The sequence below is a fragment of the Streptomyces sp. NPDC033178 genome (assembly GCF_055577685.1).
This window is the reverse complement of sequence record NZ_JBVIPT010000004.1, coordinates 333450-353793: the sequence shown is the minus strand read 5'-3', so window position 1 is coordinate 353793 and position 20344 is coordinate 333450. Positions and strand designations below refer to the sequence as shown.

Genomic DNA, 20344 nt, shown 5'->3' with positions numbered 1-20344 from the left:
TCAGGCTCCCTCGGACGGGGACGCGGGCGCGGGCACTGAGGCTGACGCCGGCCCTGACGTGGATGCGCGCCGTGTCGTGGGTGCCGACGCGGGCGCAGGCCTTGTCGCGGATGCCGGTGCGGGCGCGGCGCGCAGGACGCCGTTCCGGGTGAGGCCGAGGAGGAAGTCGCGGTCGGGCTCGGGCAGGGTGTCGAGGTCCACGGGGCGGCGCAGGGCCTCGCGCCAGATGCGGGAGGCGTGACGGTTGAGCTTCAGACAGGACCGTGCCGGTCCGGCGAGCGGCACGTAGACATGACCTGCCTGATCCAAGTAGGGCAGTTCCGAGGTGATGCGCAGCATCGACGGGCTCTCCGGGGTCCGGCGCGACGGATCTCGGGGCTCCGGCGCATCGCACACCGGAGCCCCAAGGGGAGCGGTCAGGAAGGGGAGCGGTCAGGCGTAGATCTTGCCGAGCATCTTGGTGTAGCTGGCGCCGCCGAGGCTGACGATGTCCGCCTCGGGGGTCTCGACCTCGTCGAACCCTGCGATCTCCAGCTCGTCGTGGGTGCGCTCGGTCAGCGACTTGCGGGCCGGCTTCTGCTGCTTCTCCGCGCTACGGGCCATCGTTGGTCTTCCTCTCGTCCGGCCCCGGGCAGCCTGGGGCCCATCCGGAGTCACCCTGAGCAACAGGGAGACCGCGTGCCCAAGGAGCGTGTGGGCCGGGGCGCTTTGTCGTCAAACAGGCAAATGGCCAGTAAGTGACGTCGCGCGAGGGAGAGTTGAGGAGCGTGAAACGGGGCGCGTTTTCTGCGGGAGCAAGTCGCGCAAGGTGGCGCCGACCAGGGAGGAAGCACGACACTCCCGGGAAGATCGCGGCCGTGGCACACCCGCGCTGTCCGGATCTCTACGGCGCGAGAAGGATCTTCGTCACCCACATGGCGGCATCCGGGAATTCACTCTCCGTGATCGCCACTTCATGCCACTCTGTGTCACATGACAGACGAATCCGGCGAGAGCCGGGAGGACCCGGAGGACGTCACGCCCGGGGAGGCGGCGGCCGCCCAGGAGCGCTCGTTCTGGGAGACCCGCCGACGGTACAACGAGCTGAACGACGACGAAGCCGGCCGACGCGAGCGACGCCGCCTCAGCAAGGAGTCCCGGCGCATGAACCTCCAGGTACGCATACACCGCTACGCCCGCGGCCACGACGAGGGGCCGGTACCGGACGACCTGCGACTCCCGCCCCTGCCGGACCGCGATGACACTCCGGACGAGGGGCGCCCCTGAAGGGGCGCGGGGAACTGCGCAACCAGCCACAACGGCCCCGCAGACGAAACAGCGCCCTCCCGCGGAGCGCCCCGCGGGCCCGACCCGAGAGCCGGGCCCGCAAGCCGAACCTGAGGAGAGCGGGGCCCGCAGGGCCCTACTTCGGCTGCGGCTTGCGCACCGAGAGGTGCAGCTCCCGCAGTCGCGTCTCGTCCAGCTCCGTCGGCGCGCCCATCATCAGGTCCTGCGCGTTGCCGTTCAGCGGGAACGCGATGGTCTCCCGGATGTTCGGCTCGTCGGCGAGGAGCATCACGATGCGGTCGACGCCCGGGGCGATGCCGCCGTGCGGCGGGGCGCCGAAGCGGAAGGCGCGGAGCATGCCCGCGAACTGCTCCTCGACGGTCTCACGGTCGTAGCCCGCGATCTCGAAGGCCTTGAGCATGATGTCCGGCTCGTGGTTCCGGATGGCGCCGGAGGACAGCTCGACGCCGTTGCAGACGATGTCGTACTGCCAGCCGAGGATGTCCAGCGGGTCCTGGGTCTCCAGGGCCTCCAGACCGCCCTGCGGCATCGAGAACGGGTTGTGCGAGAAGTCGATCTTCCCGGTCTCCTCGTCCTTCTCGTACATGGGGAAGTCGACGATCCAGCAGAACCGGAAGACGCCGTCCTCGAAGTGCCCGGCGCGCTTGGCGGCCTCGACGCGGACCGCGCCCATGATCTTCGAGACCTCGTCGAACTCGCCCGCACCGAAGAAGACGGCGTGGCCGGCCGCGAGCGACAGGCGCTTCGTCAGCTCGGCGACGTTCTCCTCGGTGAGGAACTTCGCGATCGGGCCCGTCAGCGAACCGTCCTCGGCCACCCGCACCCAGGCCAGGCCCTTCGCGCCCTGCGAGACCGCGTAGTCGCCGAGCTGGTCGAAGAACTTGCGGGACTGCGCGGCCACGTCCGGCACCGGCAGGGCCCGTACGTGCTTGCCCGCGAAGGCCTTGAACTCCGAGCCCTCGAAGACGTCGGTGATGTCGACGAGCTCCAGCTGGGCCCGCAGGTCCGGCTTGTCCGAGCCGTACTTCAGCATCGACTCGCGGAACGGGATGCGCGGGAACGGGGACGTCACGTGACGGCCCTTGCCGAACTCCTCGAACAGCTCGGTCATGAGCTTCTCGATGGGCTGGAACACGTCCTCCTGCTCGACGAAGGACATCTCCACGTCGAGCTGGTAGAACTCGCCCGGCGAACGGTCCGCACGCGCGTCCTCGTCACGGAAGCAGGGCGCGATCTGGAAGTACCGGTCGAAGCCCGAGATCATCAGCAGCTGCTTGAACTGCTGCGGCGCCTGGGGGAGGGCGTAGAACCTGCCCGGGTTCAGACGGGACGGGACCACGAAGTCGCGCGCGCCCTCGGGGGAGGTGGCGCTGAGGATCGGGGTCGCCATCTCGTTGAAGCCCAGCGCCGTCATCTTGTGACGGATGGCGGAGATGACCGACGTACGCAGCAGGATGTTGCGGTGCATGCGCTCGCGGCGCAGGTCGAGGAAGCGGTACTCCAGACGCCGCTCCTCGTTCACACCGTCCTCGGCGTTGATCGTGAAGGGCAGCGGGGCGGCCGCGCCGAGCAGCTCGACCTCGCCGACCTCGACCTCGACCTCACCGGTCGGCAGCTCCGCGTTCACGTTCTCCGTGCCGCGCGAGACGACCTTGCCGTCGATACGGACCGTGGACTCCTTGGAGAGCTTGTCCAGGGCCTCGTACGCGGGGGTGCCGGGGCGGGCTACGAGCTGCGTGATGCCGTAGTGGTCGCGCAGATCGATGAAGAGGATGCCGCCCAGGTCTCGGCGATTGTGCAGCCAGCCGCTCAGCCGGACGTCGGTGCCGACGTCAGAGGCGCGGAGCTCGCCGCAGGTATGGGACCTGTACCGATGCATCGTCGTTTCATCCAGTCTTCGCGGTCGGGGGCGTTGTTTCACGTGAAACACCGCAAGCCTACCGGCCGACCCAAGATCGCTGTTCGCAATAGTTCCGCCACCGGCTGCCGCTCAGCGCCCACGCGCCCCTCACCTGCCTCGGTGGCAGCTTTCGTTCACCTCTTCATACAGTGGGGCAATGCGCATCGGTGATCCCCTTCCCTCAGTGGGGGACGTCCTCGCCACCCTCGCCACCGGCCTGTGGAGGTGGGACGACGCCGCCGGGAAGGTCACCCTCGACGCCGAGGCCGCCCGGCTCCTCGGCCTGCCCGCAGAGCCGACCGTGCTCACGGAGGCAGGTGTACGCGCCCGTTTCCACCCCGTCGACTGGAACGAGGTCAACGGGGTCGTCCAGCTCGCCGCCGCCGAGGGCACACTCGCCGAGCTGCGGCTGAGGGTCATGGACGAGCACGGCCATGTGATCCGTACCGTACGCAGCCGCTCCAAGCCGTCGATCGACCCGGGCACCGGGTCGTACCAGCTGATCGGCACCATGCAGGAGGTCACCGAGCCGCAGCCGGGCTCCGCCGCGCGTACGCCGGTCACGGGTGACTGGAGACGCTCGCGGGAGGCGTTCCTGCTGGACGCGGGGCGGGCGCTGGCCGAGGCGCGGTCCACGGCGGAGGTGCTGCGGGTCGCGGCAGGCCTGTCGATGCCCGGTTTCTCGCCGGACGGGCTCGCGGTCTTCGGCGCGGAGGGCGACCGGCTGACGGTCATCGGCCACCACGGGCACAGCCCCGGGGACGAGGAGCCGTTCACCCAGATGCCGCTGGACACGGACTATCCGGCCGCGGAGGTCGTCCGCACCGGCCGTGCCGTCTATCTCTCCTCGCCCGACCACTACCGCGACCGCTATCCGGCCGCCTGGCCGCTCGCCCAGCGCTTCGACCGCCAGTCCTGGGCGTTCCTGCCGCTCACGTTCGCGGGGCGCACGATGGGCGCGTGGCTGGCGGCCTTCACGTACCCCGTCACGTTCACGCCCGACGAGCGTTCCGTGCTGACGACGGTGGCGCGGATGCTGGCGCAGGCCCTCTCGCGGGCCGGGGTCGCCGAGTCCGAGCGGGAGCTCACGGACGGCCTGCAGCGCTCGATGCTGCCCACCCTGGGGCCGCAGATCCCGGGCATGAGCGTCGCGGCCCGGTATGTGCCCACCGGCGGCGGACTCCAGGTGGGCGGCGACTGGTACGACATGATCCCGCTGCCCGGCGGCACCTCCCGGACGAGCCCCGGCGGCGGCCGCTTCGCGCTTGTCATCGGCGACGTCCAGGGCCATGACGTACGCGCCGCCGGACTGATGGGCCAGCTCCGGATCGCACTGCGGGCGTACGCCTCCGAGGGACACCGCCCGGACGCGGTCCTCTCCCGCGCCTCACGCTTCCTGTACGGGATCACGTACGACGAGGAGGTCGCCGACCTGCGCTTCGCGACCTGCCTGTACGTGGAGGTCGATCCGGAGAGCGGGGTCCTGGAGATAGCCAGGGCCGGGCATCCGGACCCGGCGATACGCATGGCCGACGGGACGGTGCTGACGCGGCCGACCGCGGGCGGGCTGCCGCTCGGCATCGATCCGGACGCCGACTATCCGACGACGCGGCTCGTCCTGGAGCCCGGCGAGACCATGCTGATCTGCACGGACGGGCTCATCGAGACCGGCGGGCACGACCTGGACACCGGCTGGCGGCGGATCCGCAAGATCCTGGAGAGCCACGACGGCGACATGGAGGAGCTCGCCGACGCGCTGGTCCAGGCCGTGCACGGGCCCTCCTCGCACCACACGACCGGGCCGCTGGTGGACCGCCGCGAGGACGACATAGCGGTGCTGCTGCTGAACAGGGCGGGGGAGAGCCGCGGCTTCGGCGACACCGTGACCGAGCGGCCCTCCGTACGCCGGACCATGGTGACCGTCGCACAGACCGAGCACGAGCGGGTCGCGGGAGCCCGGCAGCAGCTGCGGGAGTTCCTGCACGACTGGGCCTCCGCCGACCAGGTCGACTCGGCGGTCCTGCTGGTCTCCGAGATGATCACCAACGTCCTCGTCCACACCGACGCGGACGCGTTGCTCGTCGCCGAGATGACGGGCGGGGCGGGGGCCCGCCGGATACGGATCCAGGTGACCGACGGGAGCGACGACCTGCCCCACAAGCGGCATCCCGGCGAACTGGCCTCCTCCGGGCGGGGCCTGATGATGATGGAACTGCTCGCGGACGCGTGGGGGGTGGACCCGCGGGGCGAGGGCAAGAGCATCTGGTTCGAGCTCTACGAGGAGGGGCCGGGCGGAGAGGAGCCGGGCGGATTCCGGAAGCAGGGGCTGCACGGCTCCACCTGACCATGCGTCAGGCGGGGCGGCGCTCCGGGAGGGCTGAAAAGGGAGACCTGTCCGGGGGCCCGTGCGGAATGATGCGAACCATGGCCGCCATCACTGAGATACCAGGGCCCAAAGGCCTCCCCCTGCTCGGCTCGGCACTCGACCTCCGGCGCGATTCACTGGACGTCTTCCTCCGCGCCCGGCGGGACCACGGCGACGTGGTGCGTCTCTCCGCGGGCCCGCCGGGAGCCCGCACTGTGCTGCACTGCGTCTTCTCCCCGGAGGGCGTGCAGCAGATCCTGGCCTCGCAGGCGGCCAACTTCCGCAAGGACAACCAGTTCTACGAGGAGCTGAGGCAGTCCGCCGGCAACGGCCTGCTCACCGCGCAGGACGCCGACTACCTGCGCCAACGCCGCCTGATCCAGCCGCTGTTCACCAAACGGCAGGTGGACAGCTACGCCACGGCGGTGACGCTGGAGGCCGACGGCACGGTCGAGCGCTGGCGGGACGCGGCCGACGGAGTGGTCGACGTGGTGCGGGAGATGGACCGGCTCGCGCTGCGCACGGTCTCCCGCATCCTGTTCGGCGCGGACGTCGAGGCCGCGGTCGACGTCATCCACGACAACTTCCCGGTGGTCAGCGAGTACGTGACGCGGCGCGGCTTCTCCCCCGTCAACCCGCCGCGCTCCTGGCCCCTCCCGTCCAACCGCCGGGCCGAAGCGGCGTCCCAGGCGGTGTACGCGGTCTGCGACCGGATCATCGCGGAGCGCAGGGCGGCCGACGCGACGGCCGGAACCGCCTCCGCCGAGGGCGACGACCTGCTCTCGTTGCTGTCCCGGGCGAGCAGCGAGGAGGACGGCAGCCTCGACGCGGCCGAACTCCGCGACCAAGTGCTGGTCTTCCTGGTGGCGGGCCACGAGACGACCGCCACGTCCATGGCCTTCGCGCTCCATCTCCTCGCCTGTCACCCCGAGGCCCAGAAGCGGGCCCACGAGGAGGCCGACCGGCTGCCGTCGGGGCGGGCGCCCTCGGCCGCCGACCTCGACGAACTCCCGTATCTGACAAGGGTGCTGAAGGAGTCCATGCGGCTGTACCCGGCCGCTCCGGTGGTCGGCCGCCGGTCCGTCGAGGCTGCGGAGGTCGACGGGCACCTGATCCCGGCGGGCGCGGACGTCCTGGCCCTGCCCTGGGTCACCCACCGCCACCCGGACTTGTGGGACGACCCGGAGCGCTTCGACCCCGACCGCTTCACCCCCGAGCGGGAGGCGGCCCGCCACCGCTACGCCTGGTTCCCCTTCGGCGGCGGCCCGCGCGCCTGCATCGGCCAGCACTTCTCGATGCTGGAGTCCGTACTGGCCCTGGCGGCCCTGCTGCGCTCGTACGAACTGGAGGCGGTGGACACGCAGGTCCCGCTGACAGCGGGAATCACCCTCCAGGCGACGGGTCCCGCACGCGTACGGCTACGGGCTCGCGGCTGACCGCGCACAACGAAACCCGCGGCTGACCGCACGCAACGAAAAAGGCCCGAAGTCACAAGACGAACCTGCGGCTTCGAGCCTTCTCGCGCGGTACCGGACCCGCGGGCCGATCGCGTGCCCGGCGCGTCGAACGGGCGACTACAGCCCGCCCTCCGTCATCCCGTGCACCGCCGGGATCGTGCCGAGGCGGCCCTTCTGGAAGTCGTCGAAGGCCTGCTGCAGCTCCTCGCGGGTGTTCATCACGAACGGGCCGTAGTGTGCCATCGGCTCCCGGATCGGCTGGCCGCCGAGGATGACGACCTCCAGGTCCGGGGTGTTGGCGTCCTGCTTCTCGTCCGCACGGACGGTCAGCGAGGAACCCGCGCCGAAGACGGTCGTCTGCCCGGTGTGGACCGGGCGACGGTCCGTACCGACACTGCCGCGGCCCGCCATCACGTACGCGAGGGCGTTGAAGTCCTCGCGCCACGGGAGCGTGAGCTCGGCGCCGGGCGTCACGGTCGCGTGGATCATGGTGATCGGCGTGTGCGTGATGCCGGGACCCTGGTGGCCGTCCAGCTCACCGGCGATGACACGCAGGAGCGCACCGCCGTCGGGCGTGCTGAGCAGCTGGACCGAGCCGCCGCGGATGTCCTGGTAGCGCGGCGCCATCATCTTGTCCTTGGCCGGCAGGTTCACCCACAGCTGGAGCCCGTGGAAGAGACCGCCCGACACGACGAGCGCCTCCGGCGGGGCCTCGATGTGCAGAAGGCCCGAGCCCGCGGTCATCCACTGGGTGTCGCCGTTGGTGATGGTGCCGCCGCCACCGTTCGAGTCCTGGTGGTCGAAGACGCCGTCGATGATGTAGGTCACGGTCTCGAAGCCGCGGTGGGGGTGCCAGGGGGTGCCCTTGGGCTCGCCCGGCGCGTACTCCACCTCACCCATCTGGTCCATCATGATGAACGGGTCGAGATGGCGGTAGTTGATCCCGGCGAACGCGCGGCGGACCGGGAAGCCCTCACCCTCGAATCCGCTCGGCGCGGTGGTCACGGCGAGCACAGGACGTGCCACGGCCTCGGTCGACGCGGCCACACGGGGCAGGGTCAGCGGGTTCTCGACGGTCACTGCAGGCATGTCGGTACCTCCTTGTGCTCGAAGTTTAGTTGAATCTCGAACTTTCTGCCACCTGGAACGCAGAACGCCCGGAGGGCATTCCCTCCGGGCGTCACATGTGGAGCGGGTCGTGCGGGCCGGTTGTACGAGCCGGACGTACGGGCCGGTCATACGGGCGAGTCGTACGGGGCAGTACGCGCTTGCCGTCCGCCTGGGGCGGTGTCTGTGGGCCGCCTGTGGAGCAGTCGCGGTCAGCCGTACATCCGGCGCATGGCGAAGTCGACCATCTGTTCGACCGCCTTCGCGTCGAAGACGATGCGGTGCTCGCCCTCCATGTCGAGGACGAAGCCGTAGCCGGTGGGGAGCAGGTCGATCACCTCGGCGCCGATGACCACGAAGTACTTGGACTCCTTGCCGGCGTACCGGCGCAGCTCCTTGAGCGAGGTGAACATCGGGATCACGGGCTGCTGGGTGTTGTGCAGCGCCAGGAATCCGGGGTTGTCACCGCGCGGGCAGTAGACCTTGGAGGTGGCGAAGACCTGCTGGAAGTCCTCGGGGGTCAGCGACCCCGTGGTGAACGCGCGCACCGCATCGGCGAGTGACGGCGGTGACGGCTCGGGGTAGAGCGGAGGCTGCTGGCCGTATCCGCCGACCCCGCCGACACCACCGGGCATCTGCTGCTGCGGCGGCGGCTGGGACTGCGCGTACTGCTGCTGCCCCGGTCCCACGTTCTGGTCGTAGCCGTACATGGGGGCAAGAGTACTTGCGGGGCGGGCCGCCCGGTCGCCCCCGGCGGATTTCCTCGAACAGGTGGCGGACCCGTGCACTCCCACCCGAAGGTGGACCCCGAAACGTAGACCCTGCTCACACTTGGGCAATCAGGGGTTGATTCTTATTACCGACGGGTAGCATCATCGTAGCTACTAGTTGGTACGTGAACCAGATGCGCACCAGACTCGAAAGACTCGAACCAGGTGCGAGGACTCGTCACCGAGGACTCACCACCTCCCCGATCCCTTAACGGAGCCGTCGCCATGGGCCACTACAAGTCGAATCTCCGCGACATCGAGTTCAACCTCTTCGAGGTGCTCGGGCGCGACAAGCTGTACGGCACCGGCCCGTTCGCGGAGATGGACACCGAGACCGCCAAGAGCATCCTCGAAGAGCTGACCCGCCTCTCGGAGAACGAGCTGGCGGAGTCCTTCGCGGACGCCGACCGCAACCCCCCGGTCTTCGACCCGGAGACCAACACGGCGCCCGTCCCGGCGTCCTTCAGGAAGTCCTACCAGGCCTTCATGGACTCCGAGTACTGGCGGCTCGGCCTGCCCGAGGAGATCGGCGGCACCACCGCCCCCCGCTCCCTGATCTGGGCGTACGCGGAGCTGGTGCTCGGCGCCAACCCCGCCGTGTGGATGTACTCCTCCGGCCCCGCCTTCGCGGGCATCCTCTTCGACGAGGGCAACGAGGTCCAGAAGCACATCGCGAAGATCGCCGTGGACAAGCAGTGGGGCTCCACCATGGTGCTCACCGAGCCGGACGCCGGCTCGGACGTGGGCGCGGGCCGCACCAAGGCGGTCGAGCAGGAGGACGGCTCCTGGCACATCGAGGGTGTCAAGCGCTTCATCACGTCCGGTGAGCACGACATGTCGGAGAACATCCTCCACTACGTGCTCGCGCGTCCCGAGGGCGCCGGACCCGGCACCAAGGGCCTGTCCCTCTTCCTCGTCCCGAAGTACGAGTTCGACTTCGAGACCGGCGAGCTGGGTGAGCGCAACGGCGCCTACGCGACGAACGTCGAGCACAAGATGGGCCTCAAGGCCTCCAACACCTGCGAGATGACGTTCGGCGACCGCCACCCGGCCAAGGGCTGGCTCATCGGCGACAAGCACGACGGCATCCGCCAGATGTTCCGCATCATCGAGTTCGCCCGCATGATGGTCGGCACGAAGGCCATCTCGACGCTGTCGACGGGCTACCTGAACGCTCTGGAGTACGCCAAGGAGCGCGTCCAGGGCCCCGACCTCGCGCAGTTCATGGACAAGACCGCGCCCAAGGTCACCATCACGCACCACCCGGACGTGCGCCGCTCGCTGATGACGCAGAAGGCGTACGCGGAGGGCATGCGCGCCCTGGTGCTGCACACCGCCGCGCTCCAGGACGAGATCCAGGTCAAGGAGGCCGAGGGCGAGGACGCGTCCGCCCTTGAGGCCCTCAACGACCTGCTCCTGCCGATCGTGAAGGGCTACGGCTCCGAGAAGGGCTACGAGCAGCTCGCCCAGTCCCTGCAGACCTTCGGCGGCTCCGGGTTCCTCCAGGAGTACCCGATCGAGCAGTACATCCGCGACGCCAAGATCGACACGCTGTACGAGGGCACGACCGCGATCCAGGGCCAGGACTTCTTCTTCCGGAAGATCGTCCGCAACCAGGGCGCCGCGCTCAACTCCCTCGCCGAGGACATCAAGAAGTTCCTGGCGCTCGGCACCGGCGGCGAGGAGCTGTCCGGCGCCCGCGAGCACCTCGCCAAGGCGGCCGTCGAGCTGGAGGCCATCGTCGGCCTGATGCTCACCGACCTCGCGGCGACCGAGCAGGACGTCAAGAACATCTACAAGGTCGGGCTGAACAGCACCCGCCTGCTGATGGCGTCGGGTGACGTGGTCGTCGGCTACCTGCTCCTGAAGGGTGCCGCCGTCGCCGCCGAGAAGCTGGAGACGGCCTCGGCGAAGGACCGGCCCTTCTACTCCGGCAAGATCGCCGCGGCGAAGTTCTTCGCGGCGAACGTCCTGCCGGGCGTCACCGGTGCGCGCAAGCTCGCCGAGGGCGTCGAGCTGGACCTGATGGAGCTGGACGAGGCCGCCTTCTAAGCGGCTTCCGCCCGAGGCTCAAGCGTCCGCCGACCGAGGCGTGAGCGGTTTCCGGCCGAGGCCTGAGCATCTGCCGACCGAGGGCCGAGCGTCTGTCGACCGAGGGCCGAGCGTCTGTCGGCCGCCGCCCGGCCGCCTTTCGAGGCGTCCGGGCGGCGCCCGCGGGAGCGTGGTCCGCCGCCTTCCGCCGCCTTCGCGGCGGATCATCCCCACCCGTCCCACGGTCTGTACACACCCCTCACGAGGGCCCGTTCCCATCCCCGGGAACGGGCCTTCTCACGTCGTTAAGGTGAACCCATGCGCACACCGCCCCGCTTCGACCGCGGACACACCGACGACCTCATGTCCTTCCTGGCGGCGAGCCCGTCCCCGTACCACGCGGTGGCGAACGCCGCCGAGCGGCTGGAGAAGGCGGGCTTCCGGCAGGTCGCGGAGACCGACGCGTGGGACGGGACGAGCGGTGGGAAGTACGTGCTGCGCGGGGGCGCGATCGTCGCCTGGTACGTGCCGGAGGGCGCCGAGCCGCACACCGCCTTCCGCATCGTCGGGGCGCACACCGACTCCCCCAACCTGCGGGTGAAACCGCGCCCGGACAGCGGTGCGCACGGCTGGCGTCAGGTCGCGGTCGAGGTCTACGGCGGACCGCTGCTCAACTCCTGGCTCGACCGGGACCTGGGCCTCGCCGGACGGCTCTCGCTCCGGGACGGCTCGACGCGCCTGGTGAACATCGACCGGCCGCTGCTGCGCGTGCCCCAGCTCGCCATCCATCTGGACCGGTCCGTCACCTCGGACGGCCTCAAGCTCGACAAGCAGCGGCATCTGCAGCCCATCTGGGGCCTGGGCAACGACGTGCGCGACGGCGACCTGATCCGCTACCTGGAGGAGGAGTCGGGGCTGGCCGAGGGCGAGACCACCGGCTGGGACCTGATGGTGCACTCCATCGAACCGCCCGCCTACCTGGGCCGCGACAAGGAGCTGCTCGCGGGCCCGCGCATGGACAACCTGCTGTCCGTGCACGCCGGTACGGCGGCGCTGGCGGCCGTGGCGACGGCCGACGAAACCCTTTCCTACATCCCGGTCCTCGCGGCGTTCGACCACGAGGAGAACGGCTCGCAGTCGGACACCGGAGCGGACGGGCCGCTCCTCGGCAGCGTGCTGGAGCGTTCGGTGTTCGCGCGCGGCGGCTCGTACGAGGACAGGGCCCGCGCCTTCGCCGGCACGGTCTGCCTCTCCTCCGACACGGGTCACGCCGTGCACCCGAACTACGCCGAGCGCCACGACCCGACGCACCACCCGCGCGCGGGCGGCGGCCCGATCCTCAAGGTGAACGTCAACAACCGCTACGCGACTGACGGTTCGGGCCGCGCCGTGTGGGCCGCCGCCTGCGAGAAGGCCGACGTGCCCTTCCAGACCTTCGTCTCCAACAACTCCATGCCCTGCGGCACCACCATCGGCCCCATCACCGCGGCCCGCCACGGCATCAAGACGGTCGACATCGGCGTGGCCATCCTCTCGATGCACAGCGCCCGCGAACTCTGCGGCGCCACCGACCCGTTCCTGCTGGCGAACTCGCTGGTGGGGTTCCTGGAGGGGTAACCGGCGGGGTGTCGGGAAGGGTGGGCGCGTTCCGCGGGGCGGGCCGCGGAGGTCTCCCCTGCATGGAGGGACCGGGTCCGGGTACTCGCCCCGGGCCTGGGAACCGCACGGTCTCCGGGCCCGGAACGAACTGTGTTTCAAACAGGAGGCGACACCCATGGGCCTGGGCGGGTGCATCATTCTGATCGCCGCAGGAGCGATCCTCACGTTCGCGACCGACTGGGACATGCAGGGGGTCAACCTCGACCTGGTCGGCATCATCTTCATGATCGTCGGTCTGATCGGTGTGGCGACGTTCAGCAGCATCGCCAAGCGGCGCCGGGTCGTGGTGCCCCCCACCACACCGGTGGTCACCGAGGACCAGCGCAACCGCGGCGGGTACAGCGACGGTTACGGCGCCTGATCACCGACGGCCGCAGCATCTGACCGCCGACGGCTCCGGCATCCGACCACCGTAGGAATCAGCTGTTCAGCACGTGCCCGGTGGTGGCGTCCACATGGTCGGGGACCTCCTCGTGGCGGTCCCCGACCGACAGCGTGCCGGTGGGCTCGATGACGAGGATCGCCGCGCCGGAGGGTGAACTCGGCTTGTGCTCGGTGCCCCGCGGGACCGTGAAGAGCGAGCCCTGGGGCAGGACCACCGTGCGCTCACCGCCGGACTCGCGCAGGGCGATGCGCAGTTCGCCCTCCACCACCAGGAAGAACTCGTCGGTGTGGTCGTGGGTGTGCCAGACGTGCTCGCCCTCGACCTTCGCGAGGCGTACGTCGTAGTCGTTGACGGCGGTGACGATGCGCGGGCTCCACAGGTCATCGAAGGAGGCGAGCGCGGCGGCGAGGGAGACGGGTTCGCTGTTCTGGGCCATGGGTTCATCGTGCGGCGGGACGGCCCGGGCGTACGAGTGCTAGAAATCGCACATGCCGCAAGGATCCTCGCAGCACCCGTCTCCGACTCCGCATCGGCCCCCGGCTCCGGGACGCCGGCCGCACCGCGTCGCCGTGATCGTCGACGAGGGCACCAACCCCTTCGAAGTCGGCGTCGCGACCGAGCTGTTCGGCCTGCCACGGCCCGAACTGGGCCTCCCCGAGCCGCTGTACGAGCTGACCCTGTGCACACCCACCCCCGGGGTCCGGATGAACCACGGCTTCTTCACGCTGAGCGGGGTGCCCGGGCTCGACGCGGTGGACGGCGCTGACACCCTTGTCGTCCCCGGCCGCCCCGACAACGTCGTGCCGCGCGGCGAGGCCGTACTCGACGCCGTCCGGCGCACCCACTCCCGCGGGGCCCGTGTCGTGAGCCTGTGCACCGGGAGCTTCGCGCTCGCCGAGGCCGGAATCCTGGACGGGCGCCGGGCCACCACCCACTGGCGCTGGGCCGACCTCTTCCGGGAGCTCCACCCGAAGGTCCTCCTGGAGCCGGACGTGCTCTTCGTCGACGAGGGGGACGTGCTGACCGCGGCGGGCAGCGCGGCCGCGCTCGACCTCGGGCTGCACATCGTGCGCCGCGACCACGGCGCCGAGATCGCGAACGCCGTGTCCCGGCGGCTCGTCTTCGCCGCCCATCGCGACGGCGGGCAGCGGCAGTTCGTCGAACGCCCGCTGCCCGACGTACGGGACGAGTCGCTGGCGCCGCTGCTGGCCTGGGCGCAGGCCCGGATCGGCGAACCGCTGACGGTCGCGGACCTCGCGACGCACGCGGCCGTGTCGCCCGCCACGCTCCACCGCCGCTTCCGTGCCCAGCTGGGCACGACCCCACTGGCGTGGCTGACGGGCGAACGGGTGGCGCTGGCCTGCCGGCTCATCGAACGCGGCGAGGAACGACTGGACATCGTCGCGGAACGCAGCGGTCTCGGCACCGCCGCCAACCTGCGGGCGCGGCTGCGCCGCGAGACCGGGCTCAGCCCGTCGGCCTACCGACGGCGTTTCGGACCAGCTGCCGGGGAACCGCTAAGAGCATGAAATTCCTCGTGCGCGACCGGCTCCTGGGCATCGGTGACGACTACTGGATCGAGGACGAGCACGGCCACAAGGCCTTCCTCGTCGACGGCAAGGCGATGCGGCTGCGGGACACCTTCGAGCTGAAGGACGCGCAGGGGCAGGTGCTGATCGACATCCACAAGAAGATGCTCGCCCTGCGGGACACGATGGTCGTCGAGCGGGGCGGCGAGCCGCTGGCGACCATCCGCCGCAAGCGGCTGTCCCTCCTCCGCAACCACTACCGCGTCGCCCTCGCCGACGGGACCGAGCTCGACGTCAGCGGCAAGATCCTCGACCGGGAGTTCGTCGTCGAGTACGACGGCGAACTCCTCGCCCACATCTCCCGCCGGTGGCTGCGGGTCCGGGAGACCTACGGCGTGGAGGTCGTACGCGACGACGCGGACCCGGCCCTGCTGATCGCGGTGGCGGTATGCGTGATCCACCTGGCGGAGAGGGAACGGGACTCGGACTGACCCACTTTTCCTCGCCCCCGCCGCCCCTACCTTCCCCCACTCTCGGCTTCGCTCGAGCGGGGGGACCCCCATCGTCCCTTTCGGGGGCCAGCCCCCGAACCCCCGCTCCTCAAACGCCGGAGAGGCTAATTTTCAGCCCGTCCGGCGTTTGAGGACGAGGCCGTTCAGGCCGATAGGGGGGTCTGGGGGCGCAGCCCCCAGGGACGGGACGGGTAAGGGCGGCGGGGGCGAAAAGGACTCGTCGCCGGCGACCGCCGAGCGGCTCACCCGCGAGGACGCTCAACCCCCAGCACCCGATCCCTCAGCACAGGAAACTGCCCCCGAGTCGTACCGACCCTCGCGGGATCGAACTCCACGGAGAGGACCTCCTCACCCGCACCCGCCTCCGCCAGCACCTCGCCCCACGGATCGACCACGATCGAGTGACCGGCCTGCGGAACCCCCGCATGCGTCCCGGCCGTTCCACAGGCGAGCACGAACGCCTGGTTCTCGACCGCCCGCGCCCGGGCCAGCAGCGTCCAGTGCGCCCTGCGACGCTCCGGCCAGCCCGCCGGAATCACCAGGGTCTCGGCGCCCGCGTCGACGAGACCGCGGAACAGCTCGGGAAAGCGAAGGTCATAACAGGTGGCGAGCCCAACGACAGTCCCGGGCAGCCGAACCGTCACCAGCTCCGCCCCCGCCCCCATCAACACGGCCTCACCCTTGTCGAAACCGAACCGATGGATCTTCCGATAGACGGCGGCCAGTTCACCGGCGGGGGAGAAGACGAGGGACGTGTTGTAGAGCGGCCCCTCAGGATCCCGCTCGGGAATCGAACCCGCGTGCAACCACACACCCGCGTCGCTCGCCGCTTTGGCCATCACGTCGTACGTGGGCCCTTCGAGCGGCTCCGCCTCGGCACCGAACGACTCGAAGGCGAAGGCCCCCGTCGTCCACAGTTCGGGCAGCACGACCAGGTCGGCACCGGCCTGTTCCCGTACCAGCGAGGCGACACGCTCCCTGCGGGAGTCGATCGATTCGCCCTCGTCCACAGCGATCTGGAGCAGGGAGGCGCGCACACTACCACCGTCCTGGCATTCGAGCCTTTGATACGGGCCTACGATCGTCACACGAAAGCACTGCCGGGGTGCCTCACAGCAGCGTAACTTAGCGTCCCAAGACACCCGCTGACTGTGCACTGCCCGCGTCCAACCGCCCGAGGGGTCCCGTTCCGTGAGTCTGCATCCCAGCCTTCAGTCCTACGCCGACGCCTGGACCCACTCCATCGACGCGATATCCGACCTGGTGTCGCCGCTGGTGGAGGGGGAATGGAACCGGCGGACTCCATGCCCCGGCTGGTCGGTGCGCGACCTCGTCTCGCATGTCATCGGCCTCGACTGCGAGATGCTGGGCGACCCCCGGCCGATCCACACGCTCCCCCGCGACCTGTACCACGTGACGAACGAACACCAGCGGTACATGGAGATGCAGGTCGACGTACGCCGTCACCACACCGCCCCGGAGATGACCTCCGAGCTGGAGTACACGATCATCCGCCGCAACCGCCAGCTGCGGAACGAGTCACGGCAGCCGGACGCCCTCGTCCGCGGCCCGCTCGGCACCGAGGTCACGCTCGAAGAGTCCATGCGCAACCGGGCGTACGACCTCTGGGTGCACGAGCAGGATCTGCGCACCGCCCTCGGCCGGCCGGGCAACCTCGACTCCCCCGGCGCGTACGTCGCCCGCGACGTACTGCTCAGCAGGCTCCCGAAGGTCGTCGCCAAGGACGCCGGCGCCCCACCGAACTCGGCGGTCGTCTTCGACGTGCACGGCCCTCTCGAATTCCTGCGCACGGTCCGCGTCGACGCGGAGGGCACCGGCTCAATAGACGGCGCCCCCTCCCTCGGCCCGGCCGCCACCCTCACCCTCGACTGGGAAACCTACTTCCGCCTGGCCTGCGGCCGCGTAACCCCGGAAGCGGTGGCAGACCGCCTCAAGACCGAGGGCGACCCGGAACTGACAGCGGCAATCCTGAGGAACTTCGCGGTCACACCCTGACCTTCGGGGGCTCACCTGGCGCCATTCCAGCCCCTCCGGCGTCAATCCCAGCCCCTCCGGCGTTTGAGGAGCGGGGTCTGGGGCGGAGCCCCAGGTTCGGGACGGGAAGGGGCGGCGGGGGCGAGAAAACCCACCCCGCCTCACCCCCCGCCCCCAGCCGGGCTACGCCGGAACGTGCACCGTCTCCACCCGGCTCGCCACGAGCCTCTCCCGCTCGCGCCGAGCCGCCTGCTTCCTCAACCGCAATATCTGACTGACCCCGAACGCCTGCAGAACGAACACCACGGAGAACGCGACCGAGTAGTCGCCCCCGGTGGCATCCAGCAGCACCCCGATCGCGAACAACGTCGTCATGGAAGCGACGAAACCGCCCATGTTGGTGATACCGGAGGCCGTCCCCTGACGCTCCGGCGGATTCGCGGGCCGCGCGAAGTCGAACCCGAGCATCGACGCGGGCCCGCACGCCCCGAGAACCACGCACAGCACGATCAGCAGCCACATCGGCGCACGGTCGGCCGGATAGGCAAGCGTCGCCCCCCACACGACGGCCGTCGAAAGCACCGTGCCGAGCGCCAGCGGCAGCCGCGCCGCATGGTGCCGGGCGACGATCTGCCCGTACACGAGGCCGATGAGCATGTTGGAGAGCACGACCAGCGTGAGAAGTTCCCCGGCCGCCGCCCGTGACAGGCCCTGGGCCTCTACGAGGAACGGCAGCCCCCACAGCAGCAGGAACACCATCGCCGGGAACTGCGTCGTGAAGTGCACCCACAGCCCGAGCCGGGTGCCGGGCTCCCGCCAGGACGCCGCGATCTGACGGCGTACGTACGCGGCTCCGCGGTGCGGGAACGGCTCCGGCTCGTGTCCCTCGGGGTGGTCCTTCAGGAACAGCAGCATCAGGACGAGGACGACCACACCGGCGACCGAGCTGCCCGCGAAGGCGGCCGTCCAGCCGACGCCGTGCAGCAGCCGGGCGATGACAAGCGTCGAGACCAGGTTGCCCGCCATGCCGACGAGCCCCGCGAGCTGCGCGACCATCGGCCCGCGCCGGGCCGGGAACCAGCGCGAGCCGAGACGCAGCACGCTGATGAACGTCATCGCGTCACCGCACCCGAGCAGCGCGCGCGAGGCCAGCGCCATCCCGTACGAGGGCGAGAGCGCAAAGCCCAGCTGCCCGATCGTGAACAGGACGACGCCGAGGGTCAGCACCTTCTTGGTGCCGAGCCGGTCGACCATCAGGCCGACCGGTATCTGCATGCCCGCGTAGACGAGGAGCTGCAGGATCGAGAAGGTCGAGAGCGCGGAGGCGTTGACGTGGAAACGGTCGGCGGCGTCGAGGCCGGCCACTCCCAGCGACGTACGGAAGATGACCGCGACGAAGTAGACGGAGACGCCGACCGACCAGACCGTGACCGCGCGGCGGCCGCCGGGCGGATCACCGGGGAGGGTGAGCGCCGAGGAGGAGGACGAGCTCATCGGACGTCCCCCCGCGCCAGGTTGGAGAACCAGCTGACGTGGCGGTGGACCAGGGAGACGGCCGCCTCCGCGTCGCCGGAGCGCAGTGCGTCGAGGATCTCCTGGTGCTCGGTGAGCGTCTTGGTGATCCGGTCCGGGTGGGCGTGCATCACGGCGACGCCCATCCTCAACTGGCGGTCGCGCAGCTGGTCGTAGAGGCGGGAGAGGATCTGGTTGCCACCACTGCGGACGATCTCGGCGTGGAAGCAGCGGTCGGTGACGGCGGCTCCGGACAGGTCTCCGGCGGCGGCCTGCTCCTTCTGCTTCGCGAGGAGTTCGGTGAGGCGCTCGATCAGCGCGGGGGAGGCCGGGACCGCCTTGCGGATCGCGTGCTCCTCGACGAGCTGCCGGGTCTCCACGACGTCCGCGATCTCCTGTGCGGAGACGGGCAGCACGAGGGCGCCCTTCTTCGGGTAGAGCCGGATCAGGCCCTCGACCTCCAGCTTGAGCAGCGCCTCGCGCACGGGAGTGCGTGAGACCCCGACCGCGTCGGCCAGTTCGCCCTCGGTGAGCAGGGTCCCGCCCTCGTAACGACGGTCCAGCACAGCCTGCTTGACGTGCGCGTAGACGCGTTCGGCGGCGGGCGGTTGCTTCACTGCCAAAGACATGGCGACATCATAGATACAACACGTACGCAAGGTCGCGGGCCGTCCAGGATTCGGACGAGCGGCAAGCCGCGCGAGGGGCAAGGTGACGGGCCGAACGAGCGGCCGGGCGAGCGGCTGGGCAAGTGGCTGGGCAAGTGGCCGGTAAAAAAGGGCACCCCAGTTCAGGAACCGCACATCCTTTTGTGCTACTCACATGTCACACGAGAAGGCGCCACTCTCAAGTGACCGCCATCCTGGGGCATTTGGCACCTTCGGTGCCTTCAACCTAATCGGGGTAATCGACTTGATAACCGTCATAAAGGGCGCACGATTTCGCAGAGCTGCCGCAGTGGTCGTCACCACCGGAGCCGTGCTCGCGACCGGAGCCCTCACCGCGGCGCCCGCGCAGGCCCTCGCGACCCCCACGGTCGTCGCCAAGGGCGGCTACGTGATGAACAACGGCACGGCCAAGACGCTCTACACCAAGGCCGCGGACACCCGCCGTTCCACCGGCTCCACGACGAAGATCATGACCGCGAAGGTCGTGCTGTCGCAGCCGAACCTCAACCTGGACGCCAAGGTCACCATCCAGAAGGCGTACAGCGACTACATCGTCTCCAAGAACGCCTCGTCGGCCCGCCTGATCGTCGGCGACAAGGTCACCGTCCGCCAGCTGCTGTACGGGCTGATGCTGCCGTCCGGCTGCGACGCCGCGTACGCGCTCGCCGACAAGTTCGGCGCCGGCTCGACGCGTGCCGCCCGCGTGAAGTCGTTCATCGGCAAGATGAACAAGCAGGCCAAGGACCTCGGCCTGACGAACACCAAGTTCGACTCGTTCGACGGGATCGGCAACGGCTCGAACTACTCGACGCCGCGCGATCTGACGAAGATCGCCAGCAGCGCGATGAAGAGCGCCAACTTCCGCGCGATCGTGAAGACGAAGAAGTACACGGCGAAGACCGTGACGAAGACCGGCGGCACCCGCACGATGGCGGCGTGGACCAACACCAACGGTCTGCTCAGCAGCTACAGCGGCGCCATCGGCGTGAAGACCGGCTCCGGCCCCGAGGCCAAGTACTGCCTGGTCTTCGCCGCGACCCGCAACGGGAAGACGGTGATCGGCACGGTGCTTGCCTCGTCGTCGATCTCGGCCCGCGAGTCGGACGCGAAGAAGCTGATGGACTACGCCTTCAAGAAGTAGCCGGGCCGCTTTCACTGCGCGGTTCC

19 protein-coding genes are annotated in these 20344 nt (G+C 69.8%); 10 read left to right on the top strand and 9 right to left on the bottom strand.

Annotated elements, in window-relative coordinates:
• On the bottom strand, window positions 1-339 hold the full coding sequence (locus ACZ5VQ_RS12295) for a hypothetical protein (protein WP_469104801.1): 339 nt from the start codon (window positions 337-339) through the stop codon (window positions 1-3).
• 93 nt (window positions 340-432) lie between these two features.
• Window positions 433-603 (bottom strand): hypothetical protein, encoded by a 171-nt coding sequence (locus ACZ5VQ_RS12290; protein ID WP_469104800.1) that lies wholly within the window; start codon window positions 601-603, stop codon window positions 433-435.
• Window positions 604-972: 369 nt separating this feature from the next.
• Here ACZ5VQ_RS12290 and ACZ5VQ_RS12285 point away from each other — a divergent pair, with 369 nt between their 5' ends.
• A complete protein-coding gene (locus ACZ5VQ_RS12285; protein WP_469104799.1) occupies window positions 973-1266 on the top strand; it encodes a hypothetical protein in 294 nt (97 codons plus the stop codon).
• Window positions 1267-1402: 136 nt separating this feature from the next.
• Here ACZ5VQ_RS12285 and aspS read toward each other — a convergent pair whose 3' ends face one another.
• On the bottom strand, window positions 1403-3166 hold the full coding sequence (gene aspS / locus ACZ5VQ_RS12280; RefSeq protein ID WP_469104798.1) for an aspartate--tRNA ligase: 1764 nt from the start codon (window positions 3164-3166) through the stop codon (window positions 1403-1405).
• A gap of 178 nt (window positions 3167-3344) precedes the next feature.
• Here aspS and ACZ5VQ_RS12275 point away from each other — a divergent pair, with 178 nt between their 5' ends.
• Window positions 3345-5531 carry a SpoIIE family protein phosphatase gene (locus ACZ5VQ_RS12275; protein ID WP_469104797.1) on the top strand — a complete coding sequence of 729 codons (2187 nt, stop codon included), beginning with the start codon at window positions 3345-3347 and terminating at the stop codon, window positions 5529-5531.
• Between the two features lie 80 nt (window positions 5532-5611).
• The gene (locus tag ACZ5VQ_RS12270; protein WP_469104796.1) at window positions 5612-6988 is read left to right on the top strand and encodes a cytochrome P450; all 1377 of its coding nucleotides are present in this window, start codon (window positions 5612-5614) and stop codon (window positions 6986-6988) included.
• 138 nt (window positions 6989-7126) lie between these two features.
• Here the strand turns inward: ACZ5VQ_RS12270 and ACZ5VQ_RS12265 are convergent, their stop codons facing one another.
• Both ACZ5VQ_RS12265 and ACZ5VQ_RS12260 read right to left on the bottom strand, forming a co-directional pair.
• The gene (locus ACZ5VQ_RS12265; RefSeq protein ID WP_307523145.1) at window positions 7127-8098 is read right to left on the bottom strand and encodes a pirin family protein; all 972 of its coding nucleotides are present in this window, start codon (window positions 8096-8098) and stop codon (window positions 7127-7129) included.
• 230 nt (window positions 8099-8328) lie between these two features.
• On the bottom strand, window positions 8329-8826 hold the full coding sequence (locus tag ACZ5VQ_RS12260; RefSeq protein ID WP_055615632.1) for an SseB family protein: 498 nt from the start codon (window positions 8824-8826) through the stop codon (window positions 8329-8331).
• Window positions 8827-9111: 285 nt separating this feature from the next.
• Between ACZ5VQ_RS12260 and ACZ5VQ_RS12255 the strand changes: the two genes are divergently transcribed.
• The 3 genes from ACZ5VQ_RS12255 to ACZ5VQ_RS12245 all read left to right on the top strand — a co-directional run bounded on the left by ACZ5VQ_RS12255 (window position 9112) and on the right by ACZ5VQ_RS12245 (window position 12937).
• Window positions 9112-10938: an acyl-CoA dehydrogenase gene (locus tag ACZ5VQ_RS12255; RefSeq protein WP_469104795.1), complete on the top strand. Its 1827-nt coding sequence runs from the start codon at window positions 9112-9114 to the stop codon at window positions 10936-10938.
• Window positions 10939-11235: 297 nt separating this feature from the next.
• The gene (locus ACZ5VQ_RS12250; protein ID WP_469104794.1) at window positions 11236-12534 is read left to right on the top strand and encodes a M18 family aminopeptidase; all 1299 of its coding nucleotides are present in this window, start codon (window positions 11236-11238) and stop codon (window positions 12532-12534) included.
• A 157-nt stretch (window positions 12535-12691) separates the two neighbouring features.
• The gene (locus tag ACZ5VQ_RS12245) at window positions 12692-12937 is read left to right on the top strand and encodes a hypothetical protein (RefSeq protein WP_362071451.1); all 246 of its coding nucleotides are present in this window, start codon (window positions 12692-12694) and stop codon (window positions 12935-12937) included.
• A 58-nt stretch (window positions 12938-12995) separates the two neighbouring features.
• On the opposite strand, the gene ACZ5VQ_RS12240 is transcribed toward ACZ5VQ_RS12245, so the two are convergent.
• A complete protein-coding gene (locus tag ACZ5VQ_RS12240; protein ID WP_362071449.1) occupies window positions 12996-13397 on the bottom strand; it encodes a cupin domain-containing protein in 402 nt (133 codons plus the stop codon).
• A gap of 52 nt (window positions 13398-13449) precedes the next feature.
• Here ACZ5VQ_RS12240 and ACZ5VQ_RS12235 point away from each other — a divergent pair, with 52 nt between their 5' ends.
• Both ACZ5VQ_RS12235 and ACZ5VQ_RS12230 read left to right on the top strand, forming a co-directional pair.
• Entirely contained in the window at window positions 13450-14490 is a 1041-nt protein-coding gene (locus ACZ5VQ_RS12235) for a GlxA family transcriptional regulator (RefSeq protein ID WP_469104793.1), read from the top strand.
• Window positions 14487-14981, top strand: a complete 495-nt coding sequence (locus ACZ5VQ_RS12230; RefSeq protein WP_469104792.1) for an LURP-one-related/scramblase family protein — start codon at window positions 14487-14489, stop codon at window positions 14979-14981. Before ACZ5VQ_RS12235 ends, ACZ5VQ_RS12230 begins: the two co-directional genes overlap by 4 nt.
• 263 nt (window positions 14982-15244) lie before the next feature.
• Here ACZ5VQ_RS12230 and ACZ5VQ_RS12225 read toward each other — a convergent pair whose 3' ends face one another.
• Window positions 15245-16039 carry a carbon-nitrogen family hydrolase gene (locus ACZ5VQ_RS12225; protein ID WP_469104791.1) on the bottom strand — a complete coding sequence of 265 codons (795 nt, stop codon included), beginning with the start codon at window positions 16037-16039 and terminating at the stop codon, window positions 15245-15247.
• Window positions 16040-16193: 154 nt separating this feature from the next.
• Here ACZ5VQ_RS12225 and ACZ5VQ_RS12220 point away from each other — a divergent pair, with 154 nt between their 5' ends.
• Complete coding sequence (locus tag ACZ5VQ_RS12220) at window positions 16194-17018, top strand: maleylpyruvate isomerase family mycothiol-dependent enzyme (RefSeq protein ID WP_469104790.1); 825 nt, start codon at window positions 16194-16196, stop codon at window positions 17016-17018.
• A 162-nt stretch (window positions 17019-17180) separates the two neighbouring features.
• Here the strand turns inward: ACZ5VQ_RS12220 and ACZ5VQ_RS12215 are convergent, their stop codons facing one another.
• Together ACZ5VQ_RS12215 and ACZ5VQ_RS12210 are read right to left on the bottom strand one after the other, a co-directional pair.
• A complete protein-coding gene (locus ACZ5VQ_RS12215) occupies window positions 17181-18491 on the bottom strand; it encodes an MFS transporter (protein ID WP_362071441.1) in 1311 nt (436 codons plus the stop codon).
• On the bottom strand, window positions 18488-19138 hold the full coding sequence (locus ACZ5VQ_RS12210) for a GntR family transcriptional regulator (protein ID WP_362071439.1): 651 nt from the start codon (window positions 19136-19138) through the stop codon (window positions 18488-18490). Before ACZ5VQ_RS12210 ends, ACZ5VQ_RS12215 begins: the two co-directional genes overlap by 4 nt.
• Before the next feature lie 283 nt (window positions 19139-19421).
• Between ACZ5VQ_RS12210 and ACZ5VQ_RS12205 the strand changes: the two genes are divergently transcribed.
• A complete protein-coding gene (locus tag ACZ5VQ_RS12205) occupies window positions 19422-20318 on the top strand; it encodes a D-alanyl-D-alanine carboxypeptidase family protein (RefSeq protein WP_469104789.1) in 897 nt (298 codons plus the stop codon).
• The last annotated feature ends 26 nt before the right edge of the window (window positions 20319-20344 follow it).

Coding starts and splice junctions, on each gene's coding strand:
- ACZ5VQ_RS12295 (WP_469104801.1), bottom strand. CDS start 339: ATGCTGCGCATCACCTCGGAACTGCCCTACTTGGATCAGGCAGGTCAT.
- ACZ5VQ_RS12290 (WP_469104800.1), bottom strand. CDS start 603: ATGGCCCGTAGCGCGGAGAAGCAGCAGAAGCCGGCCCGCAAGTCGCTG.
- ACZ5VQ_RS12285 (WP_469104799.1), top strand. CDS start 973: ATGACAGACGAATCCGGCGAGAGCCGGGAGGACCCGGAGGACGTCACG.
- aspS (WP_469104798.1), bottom strand. CDS start 3,166: ATGCATCGGTACAGGTCCCATACCTGCGGCGAGCTCCGCGCCTCTGAC.
- ACZ5VQ_RS12275 (WP_469104797.1), top strand. CDS start 3,345: ATGCGCATCGGTGATCCCCTTCCCTCAGTGGGGGACGTCCTCGCCACC.
- ACZ5VQ_RS12270 (WP_469104796.1), top strand. CDS start 5,612: ATGGCCGCCATCACTGAGATACCAGGGCCCAAAGGCCTCCCCCTGCTC.
- ACZ5VQ_RS12265 (WP_307523145.1), bottom strand. CDS start 8,098: ATGCCTGCAGTGACCGTCGAGAACCCGCTGACCCTGCCCCGTGTGGCC.
- ACZ5VQ_RS12260 (WP_055615632.1), bottom strand. CDS start 8,826: ATGTACGGCTACGACCAGAACGTGGGACCGGGGCAGCAGCAGTACGCG.
- ACZ5VQ_RS12255 (WP_469104795.1), top strand. CDS start 9,112: ATGGGCCACTACAAGTCGAATCTCCGCGACATCGAGTTCAACCTCTTC.
- ACZ5VQ_RS12250 (WP_469104794.1), top strand. CDS start 11,236: ATGCGCACACCGCCCCGCTTCGACCGCGGACACACCGACGACCTCATG.
- ACZ5VQ_RS12245 (WP_362071451.1), top strand. CDS start 12,692: ATGGGCCTGGGCGGGTGCATCATTCTGATCGCCGCAGGAGCGATCCTC.
- ACZ5VQ_RS12240 (WP_362071449.1), bottom strand. CDS start 13,397: ATGGCCCAGAACAGCGAACCCGTCTCCCTCGCCGCCGCGCTCGCCTCC.
- ACZ5VQ_RS12235 (WP_469104793.1), top strand. CDS start 13,450: ATGCCGCAAGGATCCTCGCAGCACCCGTCTCCGACTCCGCATCGGCCC.
- ACZ5VQ_RS12230 (WP_469104792.1), top strand. CDS start 14,487: ATGAAATTCCTCGTGCGCGACCGGCTCCTGGGCATCGGTGACGACTAC.
- ACZ5VQ_RS12215 (WP_362071441.1), bottom strand. CDS start 18,491: ATGAGCTCGTCCTCCTCCTCGGCGCTCACCCTCCCCGGTGATCCGCCC.
- ACZ5VQ_RS12210 (WP_362071439.1), bottom strand. CDS start 19,138: ATGTCTTTGGCAGTGAAGCAACCGCCCGCCGCCGAACGCGTCTACGCG.